This is a genomic window from Actinokineospora xionganensis, assembly GCF_014323725.1.
Classification (GTDB): Bacteria; Actinomycetota; Actinomycetes; order Mycobacteriales; family Pseudonocardiaceae; genus Actinokineospora; species Actinokineospora xionganensis.
In genome coordinates, this window is sequence record NZ_JABVED010000011.1 from 103,971 (window position 1) to 124,662 (window position 20,692).

Annotated in this window: 21 protein-coding genes; 13 read left to right on the forward strand and 8 right to left on the reverse strand. The window is 69.5% G+C overall.

Annotated features, from left to right (window positions below; all coding sequences use genetic code 11):
* The first annotated feature begins 70 nt into the window (after positions 1-70).
* Genes dapA through thmT form a run of 3 tightly spaced genes read left to right on the forward strand, consistent with a single transcriptional unit; the run spans position 71 to position 2,970 of the window.
* Positions 71-1,084, forward strand: a complete 1,014-nt coding sequence (gene dapA / locus GPZ80_RS19745) for a 4-hydroxy-tetrahydrodipicolinate synthase (protein ID WP_187222145.1) — start codon at positions 71-73, stop codon at positions 1,082-1,084.
* Positions 1,081-2,781, forward strand: coding sequence for a ribonuclease J (locus GPZ80_RS19750; protein ID WP_187222147.1), 1,701 nt, complete (start codon positions 1,081-1,083; stop codon positions 2,779-2,781). Before dapA ends, GPZ80_RS19750 begins: the two co-directional genes overlap by 4 nt.
* Positions 2,782-2,790: 9 nt before the next feature.
* A complete protein-coding gene (gene thmT, locus GPZ80_RS19755; protein WP_187222148.1) occupies positions 2,791-2,970 on the forward strand; it encodes a 2-hydroxymuconate tautomerase in 180 nt (59 codons plus the stop codon).
* A gap of 167 nt (positions 2,971-3,137) precedes the next feature.
* Here the strand turns inward: thmT and GPZ80_RS19760 are convergent, their stop codons facing one another.
* Together GPZ80_RS19760 and GPZ80_RS19765 are read right to left on the reverse strand one after the other, a co-directional pair.
* Positions 3,138-5,429 (reverse strand): SulP family inorganic anion transporter, encoded by a 2,292-nt coding sequence (locus tag GPZ80_RS19760; RefSeq protein ID WP_187222150.1) that lies wholly within the window; start codon positions 5,427-5,429, stop codon positions 3,138-3,140.
* A 187-nt stretch (positions 5,430-5,616) separates the two neighbouring features.
* Entirely contained in the window at positions 5,617-6,507 is an 891-nt protein-coding gene (locus GPZ80_RS19765; protein WP_187222152.1) for an EamA family transporter, read from the reverse strand.
* Between the two features lie 185 nt (positions 6,508-6,692).
* On the opposite strand from GPZ80_RS19765, the gene GPZ80_RS19770 reads away from it, so the two are divergent.
* The gene (locus tag GPZ80_RS19770) at positions 6,693-7,556 is read left to right on the forward strand and encodes a spermidine synthase (protein ID WP_187222154.1); all 864 of its coding nucleotides are present in this window, start codon (positions 6,693-6,695) and stop codon (positions 7,554-7,556) included.
* Between the two features lie 134 nt (positions 7,557-7,690).
* Here GPZ80_RS19770 and GPZ80_RS19775 read toward each other — a convergent pair whose 3' ends face one another.
* Positions 7,691-8,521: a lysophospholipid acyltransferase family protein gene (locus GPZ80_RS19775; RefSeq protein WP_187222156.1), complete on the reverse strand. Its 831-nt coding sequence runs from the start codon at positions 8,519-8,521 to the stop codon at positions 7,691-7,693.
* A 110-nt stretch (positions 8,522-8,631) separates the two neighbouring features.
* On the opposite strand from GPZ80_RS19775, the gene GPZ80_RS19780 reads away from it, so the two are divergent.
* The 3 genes from GPZ80_RS19780 to GPZ80_RS19790 all read left to right on the forward strand — a co-directional run bounded on the left by GPZ80_RS19780 (position 8,632) and on the right by GPZ80_RS19790 (position 12,466).
* Positions 8,632-11,079: a DNA translocase FtsK 4TM domain-containing protein gene (locus GPZ80_RS19780; RefSeq protein ID WP_187222158.1), complete on the forward strand. Its 2,448-nt coding sequence runs from the start codon at positions 8,632-8,634 to the stop codon at positions 11,077-11,079.
* Between the two features lie 138 nt (positions 11,080-11,217).
* Positions 11,218-11,907 (forward strand): DUF5684 domain-containing protein, encoded by a 690-nt coding sequence (locus GPZ80_RS32150; protein WP_312880449.1) that lies wholly within the window; start codon positions 11,218-11,220, stop codon positions 11,905-11,907.
* 106 nt (positions 11,908-12,013) lie between these two features.
* Entirely contained in the window at positions 12,014-12,466 is a 453-nt protein-coding gene (locus GPZ80_RS19790; protein WP_187222160.1) for a hypothetical protein, read from the forward strand.
* Here GPZ80_RS19790 and GPZ80_RS19795 read toward each other — a convergent pair.
* The 4 genes from GPZ80_RS19795 to GPZ80_RS19810 all read right to left on the reverse strand — a co-directional run bounded on the left by GPZ80_RS19795 (position 12,391) and on the right by GPZ80_RS19810 (position 14,907).
* Positions 12,391-12,927, reverse strand: coding sequence for a phospholipase (locus GPZ80_RS19795; protein ID WP_187222162.1), 537 nt, complete (start codon positions 12,925-12,927; stop codon positions 12,391-12,393). The two genes, GPZ80_RS19790 and GPZ80_RS19795, sit on opposite strands and share 76 nt — an antisense overlap.
* 225 nt (positions 12,928-13,152) lie before the next feature.
* Entirely contained in the window at positions 13,153-14,028 is an 876-nt protein-coding gene (locus tag GPZ80_RS19800; protein ID WP_222719553.1) for a MerR family transcriptional regulator, read from the reverse strand.
* 176 nt (positions 14,029-14,204) lie between these two features.
* Entirely contained in the window at positions 14,205-14,705 is a 501-nt protein-coding gene (locus GPZ80_RS19805; RefSeq protein WP_187222165.1) for an amino-acid N-acetyltransferase, read from the reverse strand.
* Positions 14,706-14,715: 10 nt separating this feature from the next.
* A complete protein-coding gene (locus GPZ80_RS19810) occupies positions 14,716-14,907 on the reverse strand; it encodes a hypothetical protein (protein WP_187222167.1) in 192 nt (63 codons plus the stop codon).
* A 207-nt stretch (positions 14,908-15,114) separates the two neighbouring features.
* On the opposite strand from GPZ80_RS19810, the gene GPZ80_RS19815 reads away from it, so the two are divergent.
* A complete protein-coding gene (locus GPZ80_RS19815; RefSeq protein WP_187222169.1) occupies positions 15,115-16,323 on the forward strand; it encodes an acetyl-CoA C-acetyltransferase in 1,209 nt (402 codons plus the stop codon).
* On the opposite strand, the gene GPZ80_RS19820 is transcribed toward GPZ80_RS19815, so the two are convergent.
* Positions 16,324-16,677, reverse strand: coding sequence for a VOC family protein (locus GPZ80_RS19820; protein WP_187222171.1), 354 nt, complete (start codon positions 16,675-16,677; stop codon positions 16,324-16,326).
* Between the two features lie 159 nt (positions 16,678-16,836).
* On the opposite strand from GPZ80_RS19820, the gene rimO reads away from it, so the two are divergent.
* From rimO to GPZ80_RS19845, 5 genes are all read left to right on the forward strand, one after another.
* Positions 16,837-18,327: a 30S ribosomal protein S12 methylthiotransferase RimO gene (gene rimO, locus GPZ80_RS19825; RefSeq protein ID WP_376771697.1), complete on the forward strand. Its 1,491-nt coding sequence runs from the start codon at positions 16,837-16,839 to the stop codon at positions 18,325-18,327.
* Entirely contained in the window at positions 18,324-18,962 is a 639-nt protein-coding gene (pgsA, locus tag GPZ80_RS19830; RefSeq protein WP_187222173.1) for a CDP-diacylglycerol--glycerol-3-phosphate 3-phosphatidyltransferase, read from the forward strand. The genes rimO and pgsA overlap by 4 nt, the downstream gene beginning before the upstream one ends.
* Entirely contained in the window at positions 18,959-19,468 is a 510-nt protein-coding gene (locus GPZ80_RS19835) for a CinA family protein (protein ID WP_187222175.1), read from the forward strand. Before pgsA ends, GPZ80_RS19835 begins: the two co-directional genes overlap by 4 nt.
* A gap of 244 nt (positions 19,469-19,712) precedes the next feature.
* Complete coding sequence (locus GPZ80_RS19840; protein ID WP_187222177.1) at positions 19,713-20,150, forward strand: helix-turn-helix domain-containing protein; 438 nt, start codon at positions 19,713-19,715, stop codon at positions 20,148-20,150.
* Positions 20,151-20,162: 12 nt separating this feature from the next.
* The gene (locus GPZ80_RS19845) at positions 20,163-20,567 is read left to right on the forward strand and encodes a hypothetical protein (RefSeq protein WP_187222179.1); all 405 of its coding nucleotides are present in this window, start codon (positions 20,163-20,165) and stop codon (positions 20,565-20,567) included.
* The last annotated feature ends 125 nt before the right edge of the window (positions 20,568-20,692 follow it).

Consider the following 20,692-nt stretch of genomic DNA (forward strand, 5'->3'; position numbering starts at 1 on the left):
AGCCAGACCTGCGCCGGTGACCGCAGGTTGCGGGCGTCGGGTCGATGACCACGAGGTAGCGTCTAACCCCATGACCGCAAGTCCCACAGCCACGCCCGGCAGACCGTTCGGCCGGGTGCTCACCGCCATGGTCAGCCCCTTCGACGCCGAGGGGGCGGTCGATCTCGACCGGGCGCAGGAACTCGCCGCGCACCTGGTCGACCTGGGCAATGACGGTCTGATCGTCAACGGCACCACCGGCGAATCGCCGACCACGACCGACAAGGAGAAGTCGGACCTGGTCCGTGCCGTCATCGAGGCCGTGGGGGACCGGGCGACCGTCGTCGCCTCGGTCGGCACGTACAACACCGCGCACTCGGTGCACCTCGCCGGTGAGGCCGAGAAGGCGGGCGCGCACGGCCTGCTCGTGGTCACCCCGTACTACTCCCGCCCGCCGCAGTCCGGCCTGCTCGCGCACTTCACCGCGATCGCCGACGCCACCGGCCTGGGCGTCATGCTCTACGACATCCCGCCGCGCTCGGTCGTCCCCATCGAGGTCGACACCCTGCGCAAGCTCGCCGAGCACCCGCGCATCCTCGCGGTCAAGGACGCCAAGGGCGACCTCCTCGCGGGCAGCCAGGTCATCGCGACCACCGACCTCGCCTACTATTCGGGCGACGACGCCCTGAACCTGCCGTGGCTGTCCATCGGCGGCGTCGGCTTCGTCAGCGTCATCGGCCACGTCGTCGCCGACCGCCTGCGCACCATGGTCGACAGCTACGAGAGCGGCGACGTCGCCGCGGCCCGCGAAGTCCACAATGGACTGCTTCCGGTGCTGCGCGCGTTCAGCCGGGTCGGCGGAGTCGTGTTCTCCAAGGCCGCGCTGCGGCTGCGCGGCATCGACGCGGGCGACCCGCGGCTGCCGCTGCTGCCCGCCACCGATGAGCAGATCGCCGCCATCGCGGGCGACCTCGGCGAGGCCGGACTGACCAACGCCGACGGCCAGGGCATCGACCCCGCCACCGCGCGCGTGGCGCACACCGACGCCAACGCCGCCTACGTCAACACCACGACCCACACAAGCGCCGGGACGGTTCATAAGTGAGTGAAAACCGCACGTCGGGGAAGTGGCCGCACAATCTGCCCGCCCCGCTGGCTGAGGGCGGCCTGCGCATCGTCGCGCTCGGCGGGATCGGTGAGATCGGCCGCAACATGACCGTCTTCGAGTACGGCGGCAGGCTGCTGATCGTCGACTGCGGTGTGCTCTTCCCCGAAGATCAGCAACCCGGCGTCGACCTGATCCTCCCGGACTTCCGCGCGATCGAAGACCGGATCAACGAGATCGACGCGCTGGTCCTGACCCACGGCCACGAGGACCACATCGGCGCCGTGCCGTTCCTCCTGCGCCTGCGGCCCGACCTGCCGATCATCGGCTCGCGGTTCACTCTCGCCCTGGTCGCGGCCAAGTGCAAGGAACACCGCCTCAGCCCGAGCCTGCACGAGGTCAAGGAAGGCGAGCGCCGCGCGTGGGGCGTGTTCGACTGCGAGTTCTTCGCCGTCAACCACTCCATCCCCGACGCGCTCGCCGTGGCCATCCGCACACCCGCGGGCCTGGTGCTGCACACCGGCGACATCAAGCTCGACCAGCTCCCGCTCGACGGTCGCCTCACCGACCTCGCGGGCTTCTCCCGTCTCGGCGACGAGGGCGTCGACCTTTTCCTGGTCGACTCGACCAACGCCGAGGTCCCAGGCTTCGTCATCTCCGAGCGCGAGATCGGCCCGGTCCTCGACGGCGTCATCCAGCGGGCCAACCAGCGGGTCATCGTCGCCTGCTTCGCCAGCCACGTGCACCGCGTCCAGCAGGTCCTCGACGTCGCCGTCGCGCACGGCCGTCGGGTCGCGCTCGTCGGCCGGTCGATGGTCCGCAACATGGGCATCGCCGCCGACCTGAAGCTGCTCACCGTCCCACCGGGCCTGCTCGTCAGCCTCGACGAGGCGATGACCATGCCCGAGGACCAGGTCCTGTTCGTCTCCACCGGCTCCCAGGGTGAACCCCTCTCCGCGCTCTCGCGCATGGCGCGCGGCGAACACCGGCACATCTCGATCCGCCCCGGCGACACGGTGATCCTGGCCAGCTCCATGATCCCCGGCAACGAGACCGCGGTGTTCGGCGTCGTCAACGGCCTGGTGCGGCTCGGCGCCCACGTGGTCCACCAGGGCAACGCCAAGGTGCACGTGTCCGGCCACGCCCCCGCGGGTGAACTGCTGTTCCTCTACAACGCCGTGCGCCCCAGCAACGTCATGCCCGTCCACGGCGAATGGCGCCACCTGCGCGCCAACGCCGCCCTGGCCGTGCAGACCGGCGTCCCCGAAGACCGTGTGGTCATCGCGGAGGACGGTGTGGTGGTGGACCTCGTCGACGGCCGCGCCAAGATCACCGGCCGGGTCGAGGTGGGCCACGTGTACGTCGACGGCCTGTCCGTCGGCGACGTCGGCGAGTCGACTCTCTCCGACCGGCTGGTCCTCGGCGAGGGCGGCTTCATCTCCATCACGATCGCCGTCGACTCCGCCACGGGTCGCGCGATGGCGCCGCCGACCATTTCCGGCCGCGGTTTCTCCGACGACCCCAAGGCACTCGACGATGTCGTGTCCCTGGTGGAGATGGAGCTGTCGCACACGGAGTCCGAAGGCATCACCGACACCCACCGGATCGCCCAACACATCCGCCGGGTCGTGGGCCGCTGGGTCGCCGACACCTACCGTCGACGCCCGATGATCGTGCCGACCGTCATTGCGGTGTAGAAGAGGGACATGCCTTACATCTCGGTTTCCATGTACCCCGGCCGCACCCAGGAACAGAAGCGCGAACTCGTCGCCAAACTGACCGACGCCTTCGTCGAGACCTGCGGCGGCAAGCGCGAAGGCGTGTGGGTAGTGATCAACGAGGTTCCCGCGGAGAGCTGGGGCGTCGGCGGCGAACTGCGGGGATAACACCCCCAGTCACAGCCCGGCACCCCGCCGCCAGCGGCACGTGGCGGCGGGGCAAGCCCGGGGTTACGCGCGACGAGCCGCCGAAGCCACGAGGACGGCCACGGCAGCGCTGAACAACTGCCGCAGCAGGAGGTTGCGTTCACGACGGCGTTCACGCCTGGTCTGGTTCATCGCAGCTCCGTTTCCGCTCGCGTCTCATGCGGTGTCGCTCCATCCGTCGGCGGCGTAACGGGCCCCGACGGCGCGCGCAGGGGTTCGAACCGTTCCCCGGCGTCGTCCAACATCAACAATGTTCCGCTCGGGATGTCGAAGAACAGCCCGATCAGCCGGACCCGCCCGGCGGTGACGGCCTCCGCCACATCAGGCATCTTGCCCAGCGACTCAAGCTGCACCGCCACGTTCACCATCGCCAGTTGATCGATGTCCGACCAGCCCGCCTCCGCGGCGCGCCTCGCCAGCGGATGCCCGTCCTTCCACGCCTGCAGGCTGGGAGCGGCCCACCGCAGCCACCGCCCGATCGGATCGTTCTCCGGCCCCGAGAGCAGCGCCGTCATCGCGCCGCAGCGGGAGTGCCCGCAGACGATCATCGTCGGCACCTTGAGGTGGTCGAGCGCGTAGAGCACGCCCGCCCGCATCGACAGGTCACCCGGCACCAGGTTGCCCACGTTGCGCAGGGTGAACAGGTCGCCCGGGCCGGAGGTGGTGATCACGTTCGGCACGATCCGCGAGTCCGCGCAGGTGAGGAACAGGGCGTGCGGATGCTGGTTCGCGGCCAGCCTGCGCAGGTGCGGACGCATGATCGGCGCGGTCCGCCGGTGGTACTCGCGGGCGCCGGTCAGCAGCGGCCGCAGCACGTGGTCGCGCGACTGCTGCGGGATCGGCACGTGCGTGTGATCGTGTTTCTTGTGGGAGTTCAGCGACTCGCCGTCCTGCCAGTGCGACCACGGCAGGAACCAACGCGGGCCGGGCCCGCTCCGCTTGCGCCGGGTGTTGGGGCCAGGTCCGCCGATCTCGTCGATGACGATCGTGCCGCCGGTCGACTCGTGTTGGCGCCGCCACGCCGAGAGGTGTTCGAAGGCGGCGTGGTCGAGGTAGTCGACGACGAGTTCCAAGTGGACGGAGGTGCCGTCGGGCACCTGGGCGAGCACCCGGGAAAGCCTTGGTACGGAAAGAAAGCTTAAAGTTCCCTCGACGACGACGGCGTAGACGTCGTCGGCTCCCCGCTCGACTCGCACGCGCGCCCAGACGATCCGGCGCAGCGTGGCGAGGAGCGCGACGGCGAAGCCGAGCACGACGCCTTCGAGGAGGTTGAGCATGACCACGCCCGCGATCGTGACCACGTAGACCATCAGCTCGCCGTGTCTGCGCGCGGTCCGCATGTCGGCGAGCTTGACCAGGTTCATGCCGACGACCACGAGCAGCCCGGCCAGCGCGGCCATCGGGATCTGCTCGACGAGGTCGACCAGCAGCACTGTGAACAGCAGCACCCAGACGCCGTGCAGGGTCGCCGAGGCCCGGGTGCGGGCGCCCGCGCGGACGTTGGTCGCGCTGCGCACGATCACGCCGGTGATGGGCAGGCCGCCGAGCATGCCGGAGACGATGTTCGCGCTGCCCTGGCCGACCAGTTCGCGGTTGAGGTCGGTGCGGTGGCCGTCGCGCAGTTTGTCGACCGCGACAGCGGAGAGCAGGCTCTCGACGCTGGCGATGATCGTCATGGTGAACACGCCGAGCGCGAACGCGACCCAGTGGCCGTCGGGGAGCGCGGGCAGGGCGATCGCCGAGAGCGGCGAGTCGGGCAGCGACACCCGCTGCACGTCGATTCCCAGGGTGACCACGGTGGCGAGCACGATCGCCACCAGCGGGCCGGGGACCGCCCTGATCCGCGCGGGCAGCTTGGGCCAGACGAGTAGCAGCGCGACGACCGCCAGGCCGATGAAGGTGGCGGGTTGGTGCAGGTCGGTGATCTGCGCGGGCAGGTCACGCAGGTTGTGCCACGTGTTGGCGCTCGCCGAACCGCCGAGCAGCACGTGCACCTGGCTGATCACGATGACCACGCCGATGCCTGCGAGCATGGCGTGCACCACCGTCGGGGAGATCGCGAGCGCGGCGCGACCGATCTTGCACGCGCCGAGGACGACTTGGAGCACCCCGGCGCAGACCGTGATCGCGCAGGTCACCGCCCAGCCGAACTGGCCGATGAGTTCGGCGACGACCACTGTGAGACCCGCGGCGGGCCCGCTGACCTGCAACCGGGAGCCGCCGAGCGGGCCCGCGACCAGGCCGCCGACGACGGCGGCGATGAGTCCGGCGATGACGGGCGCGCCGGACGCGGCGGCGATGCCGAGGGAGAGGGGGACGGCGATGAGGAAGACGACTAGTGAGGCCTGCACGTCATGGCGGGCGTCGAGCAGGCGGTGGGGCGGGGCGTGGGCCGGGCCACTGGAGCGTGGTGCACCCATCGGGTACCTCCTTGAGGTCGGTCGGAACGGACGCTCTCGGGTGCACCATGTTTCGGTACCGAGATGAGCACATGGTGACCGATTGGCCACGATGTGTCGCCTGCGACAAGTAAACATCGCTTTACTTTCAGCGCGTCCAGTGACCCCCGGATAGATCAACTTCACTCGACAGCGTGTGGTGTGGGTCTCAATCGGTGGGTAGCGGGTCGGCGGGCGTGACCGGCCCGTGCGACGCGACCTGGACCAGCGCGGCCCCGCTCAGGAGCACCACCATCCCGATGATCTGGTCGGGTGACAGTGTCTCGCCGAGCATCAGCCAGGCGATCAGGGTGGCCACGATCGGCTCCGACAGCGCGAGGACGCTGGCCACCGTGGAGGGCAGATGCCGAAGCGAACTGATGCTCAGCGTGTAGGCGAGCGCGGTGCTGACCAGCGCGACGATGACCAGCAGCGCCACTACCGGCACCTGCGCTCCGCCGAAGGCCGAGGTCGTTCGGATCGCCGCGTAGGGCATCGTCCACGGTGGCGCGACGGCGAACAGGGCGAGCGCGCCCACCACCATTCCCCAAGTCACCATCCCGATCGGGTGATGCTCGCTCGCCCCGCGCTCGCCGAGCAGGTAATACGCCGCCGAACACAGTGCCGCGCCGATCCCGGCGAGCAGTCCGACCCCGTCGAGTTCGAGTGACTTCCATACCTGCGCCACGAGCGCCAGCCCGAAGAGGGCCAGCGCGATCCCCGCCCAGGACAGCATCGGCAGCCGCACCTTGCGGACGAACCGCACCCAGAACGCCACCAGGACCGGCGAGGTGTACTCCAGCAGCATCGCGATGCCGACGGGCAGGCGGGACACGGCGATGAAGAAAAGCAGCTGGACCAGGCCGACTCCGGCAAGCCCGTAGGCCACCAGTAGTCGCCACTGGTCGCGGCGCACCCGCAGGATTGACGGCTTGACCAGGGCGACACCGATCAGCAGCACGACGGCCGCGATGCCCACCCGGGCGCTCGCCACATGCTGGGGGGACAGGCCCGCGTTCATCGCGGCCTTGGCCAACGGCCCCGAACTGCCGAACGCCATCGAGGCGCCAAGGATGTAAACAACGCCTCGGCCTCGGTGAATAACCGGTGTCTTAAGTTCAGTCGTCACGAAGTCCAGTCTGCCTTAAGTCAACGAAAGCGGTGGTTGGATGGTAGGACGTATCCACTGATCGGTAACCGCTGGGCTGCCTCTATGCTTGCGCGCGCACAGGCGGCGGAGGTGTCATGCAAGGCGAACGACGTGGGCCCGTGCCCGGACTCCACAAAGTCCGATTCGGCACCGCCGAACTACTCGCCGACGCCGACCGCGACAACGCCTGGCTGCTGACCGTCGAGGGCGTTGCCCAGTCCTATGTGGACCTCGATGACCCGTGGCACCTCGAGTTCGACTACGTCAGACGCATCGGCGATGTGATCGACGTGCTTGCCCAGGGCCCACTGGATGTCCTGCACGTGGGCGGGGGAGCGGGCACCCTGCCCAGGTACCTGCACGCCACCCGCCCCGGCTGCGACCAGTTGGTGATCGACGCCGACGGCCCCCTGATCGACCTGGTGCGGTCCGAGTTGGACCTGGACTCGGTCCCAGGCCTGGAAGTCCGCGTAGACGAAGGTCGACCGGCTGTCGCGCAACTCCCGGACAGCAGGTACGACTTGGTCATCCTCGACGCCTATGTCCGCGCGGCCATGCCCGGGGGGCTGGCCACTCTGGAATTCATCACCGAGACAGCCCGCGTTCTACGCCCCACAGGAACGGCAGTCGTAAACATCTCCGACGGCCCCGGCCTACGCTTCGCGAGAAGGTTCATCGCCACCATGACGGCGGTGTTCCCCCACGTGGTGATGCTGGCGGAACCGAATGTCCTCCGCGGCAGGCGTTATGGAAATCTGGTGGTAGCCGCATCCCGCGAGCCGCTTCCGGTAAGGGATCTGGCGTCACGGGTGGCATCAGCGGCCTTCCCGGCCAGGTGTGTCCCCACCGCACAACTCCTGGCGTTATCGGCAAACGCGGAACCCATCACCGACGCGTCCCCTATGGCCACCCCCACGCCACCGGAACACGCCTTCGGCCTGCCCGACAGCGCAAGCTAGCGACAAGGCCCAATCCGGGGAATTTGACGGGCCGAACCACCCACGCACCCTGCGGACCTGCCGGGATCAAGAAGGCGGGATCGCGATGTGGCGCGAAATGAGAACTCGCTGTCTTGAGGTGGGGACTCGCGAGCTCAGCGAACGGGACGCCAAGGACTCTTGGCATCACAAGGCCGAGTCGGATCGACAAACGCAGGCACATCAGGCTCACCTGAACGAAGCGGAACCAGATCAGCCGTGATCGCCTGCATGATCCGAGCGTGCGCCCGCACGGCATCCCCAGGCTTGCCGTCAGTCAGATCGGAAAGATCAACCTGCTGTCCGAAGTGGACACGAAACACCGGCCGATCCCGCACCGCACGGAAGAACGACAGCAGCAGCGGCTTCACATCACGCCACCCCGTGACAACCTCAGTCCCCCAGTAGACGGCCTCATGCGCCCCCCACTGGCTGATCGTCACCACCGGCACATTCCCGCCAAGCGCCATCCGCGCCACCCCGGTCTTGCCCCGCTCGGGCCACAGCCCAGGCTCCCGGCTCACCCGTCCCTCCGGATACACCAGCAGCGGCACCCGAGCCTCACCAAGCGCGTCGACCGCCCGGTGGAAGGCCTCCGCCACATGGGCTTTGCCACGGTCGACTCGCAGATGCCCCGCCTTGCGCAGGAAGTAGCCCAGCACGGGAGCGTCGAGCAGGCCCGCGGTGAGCATGAACCGGGGCGGAAATCCGGCCTTCGCGCACGCGGCGATCAGGACGAACGGGTCGAACATGCCGATGTGGTTGGCCGCGACCAGAACCGGGCGTCCACGCAGTTCCTCGGGGAACTCGCCGGTGATCTCGATGCGTCCGACGGACCGCACCAGTGCTCGATCGATCCAGACCATCGCCCGCCAGACCAGCGGGGACTTGCCGAACGTCTTCCCACGGCGTGTCGACTGTTCTCCGTCGGTCCGCAGCGCAACCATGGCCAGAGCATGACATGCCCCAGGTCGGTGTCGGCCGCCAGGTCGACACGGATTCATGTTGTCCGTGTGACCCGTGGGGCGGGAGGGCAGGGCGGGTTACCGTGTGGGCTATGGCGAGCCGGACGACCTCCTCCAACAACGCGGGCAAGCGTCCTGTCGCGCGCAAACCCGCGGCCAAGCGTGCCCCGGCGCGCAAACCGGCCGCCCGCAAGGCTGTAGCCGGCAAAGCTGGAGTCCGCAAGTCGGCCGCCCGGCAGAACGTCCTTGTCGCGATGTTCGCAGGCGGCTGGGGGCTGCTGGCCAAAGGCGCGGGCTCGATCGCCCGGGCCGTCGGTCGTACCAAGGAACTCGACCCGGCCCACCGCCGCGACGGTGTCGGCTTCGGCCTGATCGCGCTGGGTGTCGTCCTCGGCGCCGCCGTGTGGTGGCGGGCGGCGGGCCCGGTCGGGCGGGGCATGGAGATCGGCGTGCGCAGCGTGTTCGGCGCGCTGGCCGTGGCGCTGCCGCTGATGCTGCTGGTCACCGGCATCGTCTTGATGCGCTCGGACCCGCAGCCCGAGAAACGTCCCCGGCTCGTCGTCGGCTCGCTGCTGATCATCCTTTCGCTGCTCGGTGTCCTGCACGTGATCAGTGACCTGCCCACCGACAACGCCGGCCGGATGTTCGCGGGCGGCGCGCTGGGCTACGTCTCCGGCGGCCTGCTCGCGAAGGGCGTCACCGCGTGGGTGGCGATCCCGGTCCTCGTCCTGATGCTCGGCTTCGGTGTCCTGGTCTTCACCGGCACCCGCATCCGTGAGATCCCGACCCGGCTGCGCGAGCTGGCGGGCATGGAACCCGACGATGAGGGTCTCGACGACCTCGAAGAACCCGAGCCCGAGCCGGTCAAGCTGCGCAGGCCCTCGCGGCGCCGCGTGGGCACGGCCGCCGAAGACGGCGCCGTGCAGCCCGAGCTGCCGATCGACGAGCCGACCCCGCGGGTGCGCCCGGAGCAGGTCAGGGAGAACAAGCCGCCCGCCGAGCCGAAGAAGCCGAAGGACGCGATCACCGTCACCCGGGTCGTCGACGGCGACTACCGGCTGCCCGACCCGTCGATCCTGGCCGACGGCGACGTCCCCAAGACCCGCAGCAAGGCCAACGACCTGATGATCGAGGCGATCAGCGGCGTCCTCGACCAGTTCTCCATCGACGCCCAGGTCACCGGCTTCACCCGCGGCCCGACAGTCACCCGCTACGAGGTCGAGCTCGGTCCCGGCGTGAAGGTCGAGAAGATCACGGCGCTGACCAAGAACATCGCCTACGCCGTGGCCACCGACAACGTCCGCCTGCTCGCGCCCATCCCGGGCAAGTCCGCGGTCGGCATCGAGGTCCCCAACAGCGACCGCGAGATGGTCCGACTCGGCGACGTCCTGCGCAGCGCCACCGCGATCAAGGACACCCACCCGATGGTGGTCGGCCTCGGCAAGGACATCGAAGGCCACATGATCACCGCGAACCTGGCCAAGATGCCGCACCTACTGTGCGCGGGCTCGACCGGTTCCGGCAAGTCCAGCTTCGTGAACTCGATGCTGGTCTCACTGCTGGCCCGGGCCACCCCGGACGAGGTCCGGATGATCCTCATCGACCCGAAGATGGTCGAGCTGACGCCGTACGAGGGCATCCCGCACCTGATCACGCCCATCATCACCCAGCCGAAGAAGGCGGCCGCGGCGCTGACCTGGCTGGTCGAGGAGATGGAGCAGCGCTACCAGGACATGCAGGTCAACCGGGTCCGGCACATCGACGACTTCAACAAGAAGGTGAAGTCCGGCGAGATCGCCGCCCCGCCCGGCAGCGAGCGCGTCTACCGGCCGTACCCGTACATCCTGGCCATCGTCGACGAGCTGGCCGACCTGATGATGACCGCCCCGCGTGACGTCGAGGACGCGATCGTCCGGATCACCCAGAAGGCCCGGGCCGCGGGCATCCACCTGGTGCTGGCGACCCAGCGGCCCTCGGTCGACGTCGTCACCGGCCTGATCAAAACCAACGTGCCGTCGCGGCTGGCGTTCGCCACGTCCTCGCTCACCGACTCGCGGGTCATCCTCGACCAGCCGGGCGCGGAGAAGCTGATCGGCATGGGCGACGCCCTGTACCTGCCGATGGGCTCCTCCAAGCCGGTCCGCATCCAGGGCGCGTACGTCAGCGACGAGGAGATCTCGGCGATCGTCTCGTTCACCAAGGAGCAGGCGCAGCCGGAGTACCAGGACGGCGTGACCGCGGCCAAGGCGGGCGAGAAGAAGGAGATCGACGACGACATCGGCGACGACCTCGACGTGCTGCTGCAGGCGACCGAGCTGATCGTCACCTCCCAGTTCGGCTCGACGTCGATGCTGCAGCGCAAGCTGCGCGTCGGCTTCGCCAAGGCTGGCAGGCTGATGGACCTGTTGGAGACCCGCGGCGTCGTGGGCCCGTCGGAGGGGTCGAAGGCGCGCGAGGTGTTGATCAAGCCGGACGAGCTGGAGAACGTCCTGTGGGAAATGCGGGGAGGCGGGCCCGCGGCGGGAGACCCCGACGACTGACGGGGTGCAGCGTCCTGTTAGGTCTCGAATCGCTAACGACCGGTGGATATTCGCCCCAGGGAAGCGTATTGGCGGCGAAGGTACCGGCGGACGAATGTGGCGTGCCGTCGTAGCGGCATGATCGACGGAAGGACACGCGTGCAGTACGACTACAGCTACAGCTCGGGACCGGACATGGCGGCCCTCGTGCCGCTCATGATCGTGGGCTTCGCGGCCATGGCGGTGATGATCATCGCGATGTGGAAACTCTTCACCAAGGCTGGTCAGCCCGGCTGGGCATCCATCGTTCCGTTCTACAACACCTACATCCTTCTCAAGATCGTCGGCAGGCCCGGCTGGTGGCTGCTTCTGCTGCTCATCCCGCTGGTCAACCTCGTGATCATCATCCTGGTGATGATCGACCTGGCGAAGGCGTTCGGCAAGAGCGGCGGCTTCGCCGTGGTGCTGATCCTCTTCGGCTACATCGGCATGTGCATCCTCGCCTTCGGCGGCGCGCGCTACGTCGGCCCCGTCGCCGACCCGGCGTTCGCGGCAGGCGGCGGCTACCCGCCCCACGGTGGCTACCCCCAGGGCGGTTACCCCCAGCAGGGCGGTTACCCGCAGCAGCAGGCCTACGCGCAGCCTGGCTACCCCGCGCAGCCCGGTTACCCGGCCCAGGGCGGCTACCCGCAGCAGGCGTCCGCCCAGCCCGGCTACCCCGCGCAGCCCGGCTACCCGGCGCAGCCCGGCTACCCGGCGCAGCCCGGCTACCCGGCCCAGGGCGGTTACCCGCAGCAGCCTGGCTACCCGCAGCAGGGCGGCTACCCGCAGCAGCCGTACGGCCAGTAAGTCACGGCTCACCACACGGGCGTCCCGGCATCGCCGGGGCGCCCGTCGTGCATCTCAGGCAACCGCACGGGCCGCGAATTCCGTCTGAGCGGTGAAGACTGGAGGAATGACCATGGTGAACGGGTTGACCCGCGTCGTCGCGCTGGCCGCGCTGCTCATGCTCACGGCGTGCACGCCGGGTGGGGCCGCCCAGCCGGGCTCGCCGACCACCGAGCCTCGGGGGACGACACCGACGACACAGCCGCCGGGTCCGGCGCTCGACGCCGACTTCCCGCTGCGCCAAGGCGAGTCGCTGACCCTGTCCGCCGAGGGGCTCACCGTCGGGTACCAGACGCTCGTGGACGACAGCCGGTGCAAGCCCGGCCAGGTGTGCGTCTGGGAGGGGGACGCGACCATCCGGGTCACGGTCAACAAGGGCGGTGGGCCCGAGGCGATCGAACTGCACACCCACCGGGATTTCCCCACGTCGGTCGTGTCCGAGGGTTACCGGGTCAGGCTTGTGCGGCTCGACACCGCGGGGGAAGTGGCGACCCTGCTGGTGAGCAAAGAGGCTTCCTGACTTCGAGCGTGGCGCAGGGCTTCGGCTGTGCTGCGGTAGCCGCCGCCGAACTCGCGGACGGCCGCGTAGTAGATGTCGGCCGTGCGCTTGCACAGCCAGTTCCGCCCGCACACCGAGTACAGGTCGGCCCGGAACACGTTGTCGATGCTCAACCGGGCCTCCTCGTCGAAGCGGGCCTGTGACTTGTAGTTGCGGTAGCCGAAGTCGTGCCGGTGGCAGGCGGACAGGAAGTTGAAGCCCAGCGGTGCGTCCGGCGAACTGGAGCAGCCGTCGGACGACCAGTCGATCTGGTCAGCGAACGGCTGGGCCACCCGCGTCTCGGCGAACCGCGGCAGCGCCAGGGTGAAGAGGAAGGTGTCGGTGGTGGCGCGCAACTCGGTCTGCGGCAGTTCCGCGGCGGCGGTCCCCGCGCCGATGACAAGCATGATCACGGTGGCGAGCATGGCTCGGACGGCGAGCATGACAACTCCTCGGTGACGTCGACGCTGCGCCTATTACGCATGGCCCCCGCGGTGCTTGGCGACCGCCGTTCGGGTCAGTCGCCACCAACATCGGGTGAAGTTCGGCCGCACGCGAACGTCACGGCGAGTCGCGCCTGTTCCGGCGCCAAACCCAGCAGTGCCAGGAGGTCGCGGTCGGCCGCGCCACCGAGCAGGTATCCGGCGAGTCCGCGGTGAGCTTCGTGGTCACGGTGTCTCCTCAGGATCGCCGTCCGGGGCCGCGTCGACTGCGGCGAGGAAGGCCTCGATGTCGGCGTCGGCGGGCTCGTCCGCGTGGGCGGCGGCGCCTTCGAGTCGCTCGGCCAGGACCGGGACGGTGTGCCCGGCCCAGGCGGGCGGCCGGTCCTCAGGCAACAGATTGTGCTTGCGGGCGAAGGTTTCCGCGGAGTCCCGAATGGAGTCCCGCAGCGCGCCCGCCACCACGCCCTGCGCGGTTTCGGTGAGTTCGACGAGGAGGGCGCGGACCCGGTCGAGCTGGTCGTCGCTGCCTGCCTGGTCGGCCAGTCGCGGCCAGACGACGCGCTCGAACACGTCGACGAAGTCGGCCGCGATCTGGTCGGTCTGGGCGCGCAGCCGCTCGAACGCGTCGAGGATCTCACGCGGCGGCATGGCCATCTCGGTCATCGCGGTGCCCGAGTCCATCGCCCAGCGCCGGACGAAGGGTTTGCCGCGCTCCCACCGGATCAGGCCCATCCGACTGGCGCGGCGGAAGAGCTGCGGGCGCAGGTCTCGCACGGACACCAACGCCCGCAGCTCCCGGAAACCGACCGGCACCCAGTCGTCCGGGCCCCCCTTGCCGGTCAGGCCGAGCACGTCGCCGACGCGAGCCCCCAGGTCCCGCGCGGCGATCAGCTCGGCGATCGCGGGCAGCGAGAAACCCCGCTGCTGCAACCTGTTCACCAGCCCGAGCCGCTCGACATGGGACGAGTCGTAGCGGGCCGTGCGGCCCTCGCGCCGAGGCGGATGCAGCAGTCCCCTCGTCTGGTACATCCGGATCGTGCTCGTCGGCAGCCCGGCCTTGGCGGCCAACTGCTCGACGGTCAACGCGTCGTCTCGTCCCACAGACATTATCCTGTCGGACCAGAACTACTATAGTCAAGACTCTTCGAGTAAACGTTCGAATAGTTGCCCCGCCGATCCGCACCTAAGGGGACCGCGACGCTAATGAACCACGGTGCGCGCACAAGCCGCCCTTGGCGAACCATCGTGACCAAACGTAGAAAATTTCGGGGAGGCCGCTACAGCTTGAGTAGCATCCTGGTGTTGCCGAGGGTGTTCGGCTTCACATAAGGCAGGTCGAGGAACTCCGCGACACCCTCGTCCATCGAGCGCCGCATCTCCTCGTAGACCTCCGGGCTGACCGGCGTCCCGTCGATCTCGACGAACCCGTGCCGGGCGAAGAACTCCGTCTCGAAGGTGAGCACGAAGATCCGCGACAGCTCCAGCTCCCGGGCGGTCGCCACCAGCCGCTCCACCAGTGCGTGTCCGACGCCGAGGCCTACGGCCGAGGGCAGCACGGCGATCGTCCGGATCTCGGCGATGTCCTCCCACAGCACGTGCAGGGCGCCGCACCCGACCAGTTCGCCGTCGACCTCCGCGACCCAGAACTCCTGGACGTCCTCGTAGAGAGTGACCAGTTCCTTCGCGAGCAGCACTCGCCCGACATAGGTGTCGACGACGGTTTTGATCGCACGGACATCGGTGGTCCTGGCGCGACGCACCAGCGGAGACGGCTTCACACGGGAAAATCTAGCCCTCCGCCTGGGTGGCCGTGCTCCACGCACCGAAGAATCCGAGGAAGGCCGTCAGCGCGGCCAAGGCCGTGTAGTACGCCAGCTCACCGGAGAACCGGTAGCCGACGAAGGCGGCGGCGGAGATCAGCACCCAGGCCAGCGGATGCCCCCACCGCAGCAGCCACGCGCGAAAGCCGCTCGTCTCCACCCGCGGGTGGAGACGAACAGGAACACGATCGCGGGCACCAGCGCGGCCAGCCCCGGGATCCACAGCGGAACTCCGGCAAACGTCACCTTTCCACCATCACCCCGCGCAGTCCGTCGCGCATCAGGGTTTGCCCTGATCAGGGTATGTAGTTCGGTGGTTCGGGTGGACGGGCAGAATCGTGGGTGGCGGCACGAACCTAGGAGAACCATGCGCGAGGCAGTGATCTGTGAGCCCGTCCGTACTCCCGTCGGAAGGTTCGGCGGGGTGTTCAAGGACGTCCCCGTCACCACCCTCGCCGCGACGGTGATCCGCGAACTGCTGCGGCGCACCGGCATCGACCCGGCCGTCATCGAGGACGCGGTCTTCGGCCAGTGCTACCCCAACGGCGACGCCCCCGCCCTCGGCCGGGTCGCCGCCCTCGATGCCGGCCTGCCCGTGGAGGTGCCCGGCGTCCAACTGGACCGGCGCTGCGGCTCGGGCCTGCAGGCGGTGATCGACGCGGCCATGCGGGTGCAGACCGGCGTCAACGACGTGGTGCTCGCGGGCGGCGCGGAAAGCATGAGCCAGGTCGAGTTCTACTCCTCGGCGATGCGTTGGGGCGTCAAGGGAACCGGCGTCGAACTGCACGATCGGCTCGCCCGCGCCCGAGTCACCGCGGGCGGCGTCCACCACCCCGTGGACGGCGGCATGCTGGAGACCGCGGAGAACCTCCGCCGCGACTACTCGATCCCGCGCGAAGAGCAGGACGAACTGTCGCTGCGCTCGCACACCCTCGCCGTGGCCGCCATCGAGGCGGGCCGCTTCACCGAGGAAATCGTCCCCGTCACCGTCCCCGGCCGCCGCGGCGACACGGTCATCGACCGCGACGAACACCCGCGCCCCGAGACCACGATGGAGAGCCTGGGCAAGCTCAAGCCGATCATGGCCCGGCAGGACCCGGACTCGACGGTGACCGCGGGCAACGCCAGTGGCCAGAACGACGGCGCCGCCGTGTGCATCGTCACCACGCCGGAGAAGGCCGCCGAACTGGGCCTGCGCCCGCTGGCCAAGCTGGTGACGTGGGCGAGCGCGGGCGTCCCGCCCCGGACCATGGGCATCGGCCCGGTGCCCGCCACCGCGAAGGCGCTGGACCGGGCAGGCCTGACGCTGGCGGACATGGACCTGATCGAACTCAACGAGGCCTTCGCCGCGCAGGTCCTCGCGTGCACCCGCGAGTGGAAGTTCACCGAGTCGGACTGGGACCGCACCAACGTCAACGGCTCCGGCATCTCCCTGGGCCACCCGCTGGGCGCCACCGGCGTCCGCGTCCTCTCGACCCTGCTGCGCGAGATGCACCGCCGGGATTCGCGCTACGCCTTGGAGACGATGTGCATCGGCGGCGGCCAGGGCCTGGCCGCGATCTTCGAGCGAGTCTGATCAGCCCGCCCGCGCCGTGAGCACGCAGAACTCGTTGCCCTCAGGGTCCGCCAACGTCACCCAGGGCACGTTCCCCTGCCCGATGTCCACCCGCGTAGCCCCGAGCGCGATGAATCGTGAAACCTCAGCCGCCTGGTCTTCGGGCCGAAAATCGAGATGCAGCCGGTTCTTGACGATCTTCGCCTCAGGGACGGTCGTGAACAGCAGTCCAGGCAGTTGATCCTCGCTCGGCCGGATCTCGAACTCGTCCGGCTTGTCGCAGACCACCACCCAGCCGAGCGCGTCGGCCCACCACCGCCCCAGCGCCTCCGGATCCGCGGAGTCGACCATGACCTGTTCCCATTCCAAACCCATGGTGGGGCACCCTACCGAAGGCCTGGCGGGCTCCGCCGGAAACGGGATGGCACCCTTGACGATGGCGGCCGGTGGCGCTGACCAACCCCAGTGCCCCGGCCGCCCTCGAAGGACCCGTGGCCGCCACTGGTCATAGTGGCTGTCCAAGGCGGTTACCCTGTGTCCGTGCCCTCTCCGACCACGTCACGCCGTGTCGCCATGCTCACCCTCGGGTGTGCCCGCAATGAAGTCGACTCCGAAGAACTCGCAGGTCGCCTCTCCGGCGGCGGCTGGGACCTGGTCGACCTCGAAGGCGATGAAGCGGCCCCCGACGTCATCGTGGTCAACACCTGCGGCTTCGTCGAGTCCGCCAAGAAGGACTCCGTGGACACCTTGCTCGCCGCCGCCGACACCGGCGCGAAGGTCGTCGCCGTCGGGTGCATGGCCGAGCGCTACGGCGCCGAGCTGGCCGAGAGCCTGCCCGAGGCCAGCGCGGTCCTCGGCTTCGACCACTACCCGGACCTCGCCGAGCGCCTCGGCGACATCGTCCAGGGCCACGCCATCCCGTCGCACACCCCGGTCGACCGCCGCACGCTGCTGCCGATCACCCCCGTGCAGCGCCAGGAGGCGGCCACCGACGTCACCGTCCCCGGTCACGGCTGGGGCCCGCGGGTCATGCGCAAGCGCCTCGACGACGCCCCGGTGGCCTCGCTGAAGATCGCCTCGGGCTGCGACCGCCGCTGCTCGTTCTGCGCGATCCCGTCCTTCCGCGGCTCCTTCGTCTCCCGCATCCCCGACGAGATCGTCGCCGAGGGCGCGTGGCTGGCCGAGCAGGGTGTGCGCGAGCTGGTCCTGGTCAGCGAGAACTCCACCTCCTACGGCAAGGACCTCGGCCGCGAGCACGCGGGCCAGGGCGCCCTCGAAGCCGTCCTGACCCGCCTGGCCGCGATCCCCGGCATCGACCGCGTCCGCGTGTCCTACCTGCAGCCCGCCGAGACCCGCCCGAACCTGGTGCGCGCCATCGCCACCACCTCCGGTGTCGCGGACTACTTCGACATGTCCTTCCAGCACTCCAGCGAGACCGTGCTGCGCCGAATGCGCCGCTTCGGCAACACCGAGTCGTTCCTCGGGCTGGTCAAGCAGATCCGCGAGCTGTCGCCCGCCGCAGGCATCCGCAGCAACGTGATCGTCGGATTCCCCGGCGAGACCGAGGACGACGTCGACGAACTCGCCCGATTCCTCACCGAGGCCAAGCTCGACGCGGTCGGCGTGTTCGGCTACTCCGACGAGGACGGCACGGAGGCCGAGAACCTGGGCGACAAGCTCGACGCCGACACCATCGGCGCGCGCGTCGCCCGGATCTCCGCGCTGGTCGAGGAGCTGACCACGCAGCGCGCCGAGGACCGCATCGGCTCCGAGGTCGTCGTGCTCATCGAGCGCGAGGAGTCCGAGGACGAGGACTGCAGCGGCCGCGCCGCCCATCAGGCTCCTGAGGTCGATGGCGAGTGCGTCGTGGTCGACGGCAGCAACGAAATCGACAGCGGGCCCGTCCTTGTCAGCGACCTGGTCGTTGGCGACCTCGTTCGCTGCCGGGTGATCGACAGCGAGGGTGTCGACCTCGTCGTCGAGCCCGTCGAGATCATCCCGCGCGCGGTGGTGGCGTCCCCATGAGTCCGGCCGCGACCGGCGACGACGCCCCCGCCGCCGAACCGACGCGGCCGGTGTTACCGGAGCCGACCCAGGTCCCGGTGCTCAACATCGCCAACCTGCTCACGCTGTCGCGGCTCGCTCTTGTCCCGGTGTTTCTGGTCGCCCTTTTCGTCGGCGACGGCCACGACACCACCTGGCGGCTCATCGCCACCGCCGTGTTCGGCGTCGCCTCCGTCACCGACCATGTCGACGGCTGGCTGGCCCGCAAGCACGGCCTCATCACCGACTTCGGCAAGATCGCCGACCCGATCGCCGACAAGGCCCTCACCGGGGCCGCGCTCATCGGGCTCAGTGTGCTCGGCGACCTGCCGTGGTGGGTGACGCTGGTCATAGCCGCCCGCGAGATCGGCGTGACCCTGCTCCGCTTCTGGGTCATCCGCCAAGGCGTGATCCCGGCGAGCCCCGGGGGCAAGCTCAAGACGCTGACGCAGATCCTCGCGATCACGCTCTTCCTCCTTCCGCTGCCCGCGGGCTGGCTGGTCGTCGCCTGGACGATCATGGGCATGGCGATCGCCCTGACCGTCGTCACGGGCGTCGACTACGTGATCCGCGCGGTGCGCCTGCGCGCGATGGGCAAGCGGGCCGTCGGATCATGACCCCGCTGGCGCTGGTCCCCGGTCTGACGGCGGAGCCCGTCGCCGCGCTGATCGACCGTCTCCGCGAGCGCGGCGAGACCGTCGCCACCGCCGAGTCGCTCACCGCCGGGCTCCTCACAGCCGTCCTGACCAGCGTTTCCGGCTCCAGCGCGGTGGTGCGCGGCGGGCTGGTCGTCTACGGCACCGACCTCAAGTCGTCCCTCGCCGGGGTCGACGCCGCGTTGCTCGCCACGAACGGCGCGGTCGATCCCGACGTGGCCGTGCAACTCGCCGCGGGCGCCCGCGAACGGTGCCGGGCGAGCATCGGAATCGGGCTCACGGGCGTCGCCGGACCGGACCCGCAGGACGGTGTGACGCCGGGCACGGTCTGGGTGGCGTTGATCAGCGCGCGCGGCCCGAGTGTGGCGTTGCTGACGCTCTCCGGAGATCGCGAGGAGGTCCGCGCGGGCGCTGTCCGAGGTGCGCTGGACCTGCTCACGGCCGATCTCGATACGCTCATCGAGTGAGGTTGTCGTCACCAAGAGTGCCTGACATGATCACGTCCGAAACCGGCGAACCGGCGTCCACCAGGGAACATTCGATCCTCTTCGATCGTTCGCTCTTGGCGGACTACCCGCAAAGACGCTGCGGTTCGTCGGCGTCAGTCGGTAACGTTGTGGAGGAGACGGCCACGCGTTGTCCCCGAGCCGGTCACCGACCGGGACGGGAACGACGTTCGGACTGGTTCCGCAGGAGGAAGGGAGGTGCGCGATGACCGTGCTGTTGCGAGAGGCGATCGGTGATCGGCTCCGACACGCCCGCACCAACCAGCAGCGCACGCTGCGGGAGGTCTCCCGCTCCGCGCGGGTCAGCCTGGGCTACCTCTCCGAGGTAGAACGCGGGCGCAAAGAGGCCTCCAGTGAACTCCTGGCCGCCATCTGCGACGCCCTCGCCCTGCCGCTGTCGGAACTGCTCCACAAGGTGGCCGCCGACATCGGCGCGCTGACCGCGGTGGAGCACTCCATGCCGGAGCAGGCCGTCGAGGAGTCCACCAGGCCGACCGGCCCACGTGCCTCGGCCGAGGGCGGCAGGCTGGTCCCCGCGATCGTCGGGGAGAACCTGGCCGATCTGCGCATTCAGCCCGCGCTGTCGCACCGGATCGAGACCTCCCTGGGCGGCACCAGGGCGGGCGCGGTGTTCGCGGCCTGACCTGTGTGGGTCATGGTCGCGATCGCGGCCGCCGTCGTCGTGGCAGCGGCCGTTCCCGTGCTGACCGGCGCGCACCGGCGTCCCATGGGCGCCCCCGTCCGGGTACGGGCTGATTCCGCGATCGCGCGGTCCCGACGGCTGCTCGCCGACATCGACGCCGTCGCCCTGAGATCCACAACACTGGGCCCGGTCCGTCGTGCGGCGGCGGCACTCGTCTCCGCGATCGAGCGCGCCACCGACGAATCCGCGCAGGCCACAGCCGTGGACGGGCTGCGCGAGGTGCGCGACGACGTCCGCGCGCCACACCCCGACCCCGTGGCTTTGGTCGCCCGTTCGGCCGCGCTGACCGCCGCCCTGGTCGGGGATCACCCGCAGACCGGGTCCGGACATCAGGGTCGATCTCCGAGGGAACCCTGAAATCTGCTGGGTCTGGTGGTACGGCTTCCACGCACCTGACACGATGGAACCCACAACGGTGCCGGAGCGTTGCCTCTTCGTTGGCGGCGCGGACCCCAGCGGGGCCCGCGAGGGGTCGCGACGCG

Bases quoted from the DNA above. Each gene is read 5' to 3' on its own strand.
- dapA (WP_187222145.1), top strand. From the start codon at position 71: ATGACCGCAAGTCCCACAGCCACGCCCGGCAGACCGTTCGGCCGGGTG.
- thmT (WP_187222148.1), top strand. From the start codon at position 2,791: ATGCCTTACATCTCGGTTTCCATGTACCCCGGCCGCACCCAGGAACAG.
- GPZ80_RS19760 (WP_187222150.1), bottom strand. From the start codon at position 5,429: ATGGGTGCACCACGCTCCAGTGGCCCGGCCCACGCCCCGCCCCACCGC.
- GPZ80_RS19765 (WP_187222152.1), bottom strand. From the start codon at position 6,507: ATGGCGTTCGGCAGTTCGGGGCCGTTGGCCAAGGCCGCGATGAACGCG.
- GPZ80_RS19770 (WP_187222154.1), top strand. From the start codon at position 6,693: ATGCAAGGCGAACGACGTGGGCCCGTGCCCGGACTCCACAAAGTCCGA.
- GPZ80_RS19775 (WP_187222156.1), bottom strand. From the start codon at position 8,521: ATGGTTGCGCTGCGGACCGACGGAGAACAGTCGACACGCCGTGGGAAG.
- GPZ80_RS19780 (WP_187222158.1), top strand. From the start codon at position 8,632: ATGGCGAGCCGGACGACCTCCTCCAACAACGCGGGCAAGCGTCCTGTC.
- GPZ80_RS19790 (WP_187222160.1), top strand. From the start codon at position 12,014: ATGACCATGGTGAACGGGTTGACCCGCGTCGTCGCGCTGGCCGCGCTG.
- GPZ80_RS19795 (WP_187222162.1), bottom strand. From the start codon at position 12,927: ATGCTCGCCGTCCGAGCCATGCTCGCCACCGTGATCATGCTTGTCATC.
- GPZ80_RS19815 (WP_187222169.1), top strand. From the start codon at position 15,115: ATGCGCGAGGCAGTGATCTGTGAGCCCGTCCGTACTCCCGTCGGAAGG.
- GPZ80_RS19820 (WP_187222171.1), bottom strand. From the start codon at position 16,677: ATGGGTTTGGAATGGGAACAGGTCATGGTCGACTCCGCGGATCCGGAG.
- pgsA (WP_187222173.1), top strand. From the start codon at position 18,324: ATGAGTCCGGCCGCGACCGGCGACGACGCCCCCGCCGCCGAACCGACG.
- GPZ80_RS19835 (WP_187222175.1), top strand. From the start codon at position 18,959: ATGACCCCGCTGGCGCTGGTCCCCGGTCTGACGGCGGAGCCCGTCGCC.
- GPZ80_RS19840 (WP_187222177.1), top strand. From the start codon at position 19,713: ATGACCGTGCTGTTGCGAGAGGCGATCGGTGATCGGCTCCGACACGCC.
- GPZ80_RS19845 (WP_187222179.1), top strand. From the start codon at position 20,163: ATGGTCGCGATCGCGGCCGCCGTCGTCGTGGCAGCGGCCGTTCCCGTG.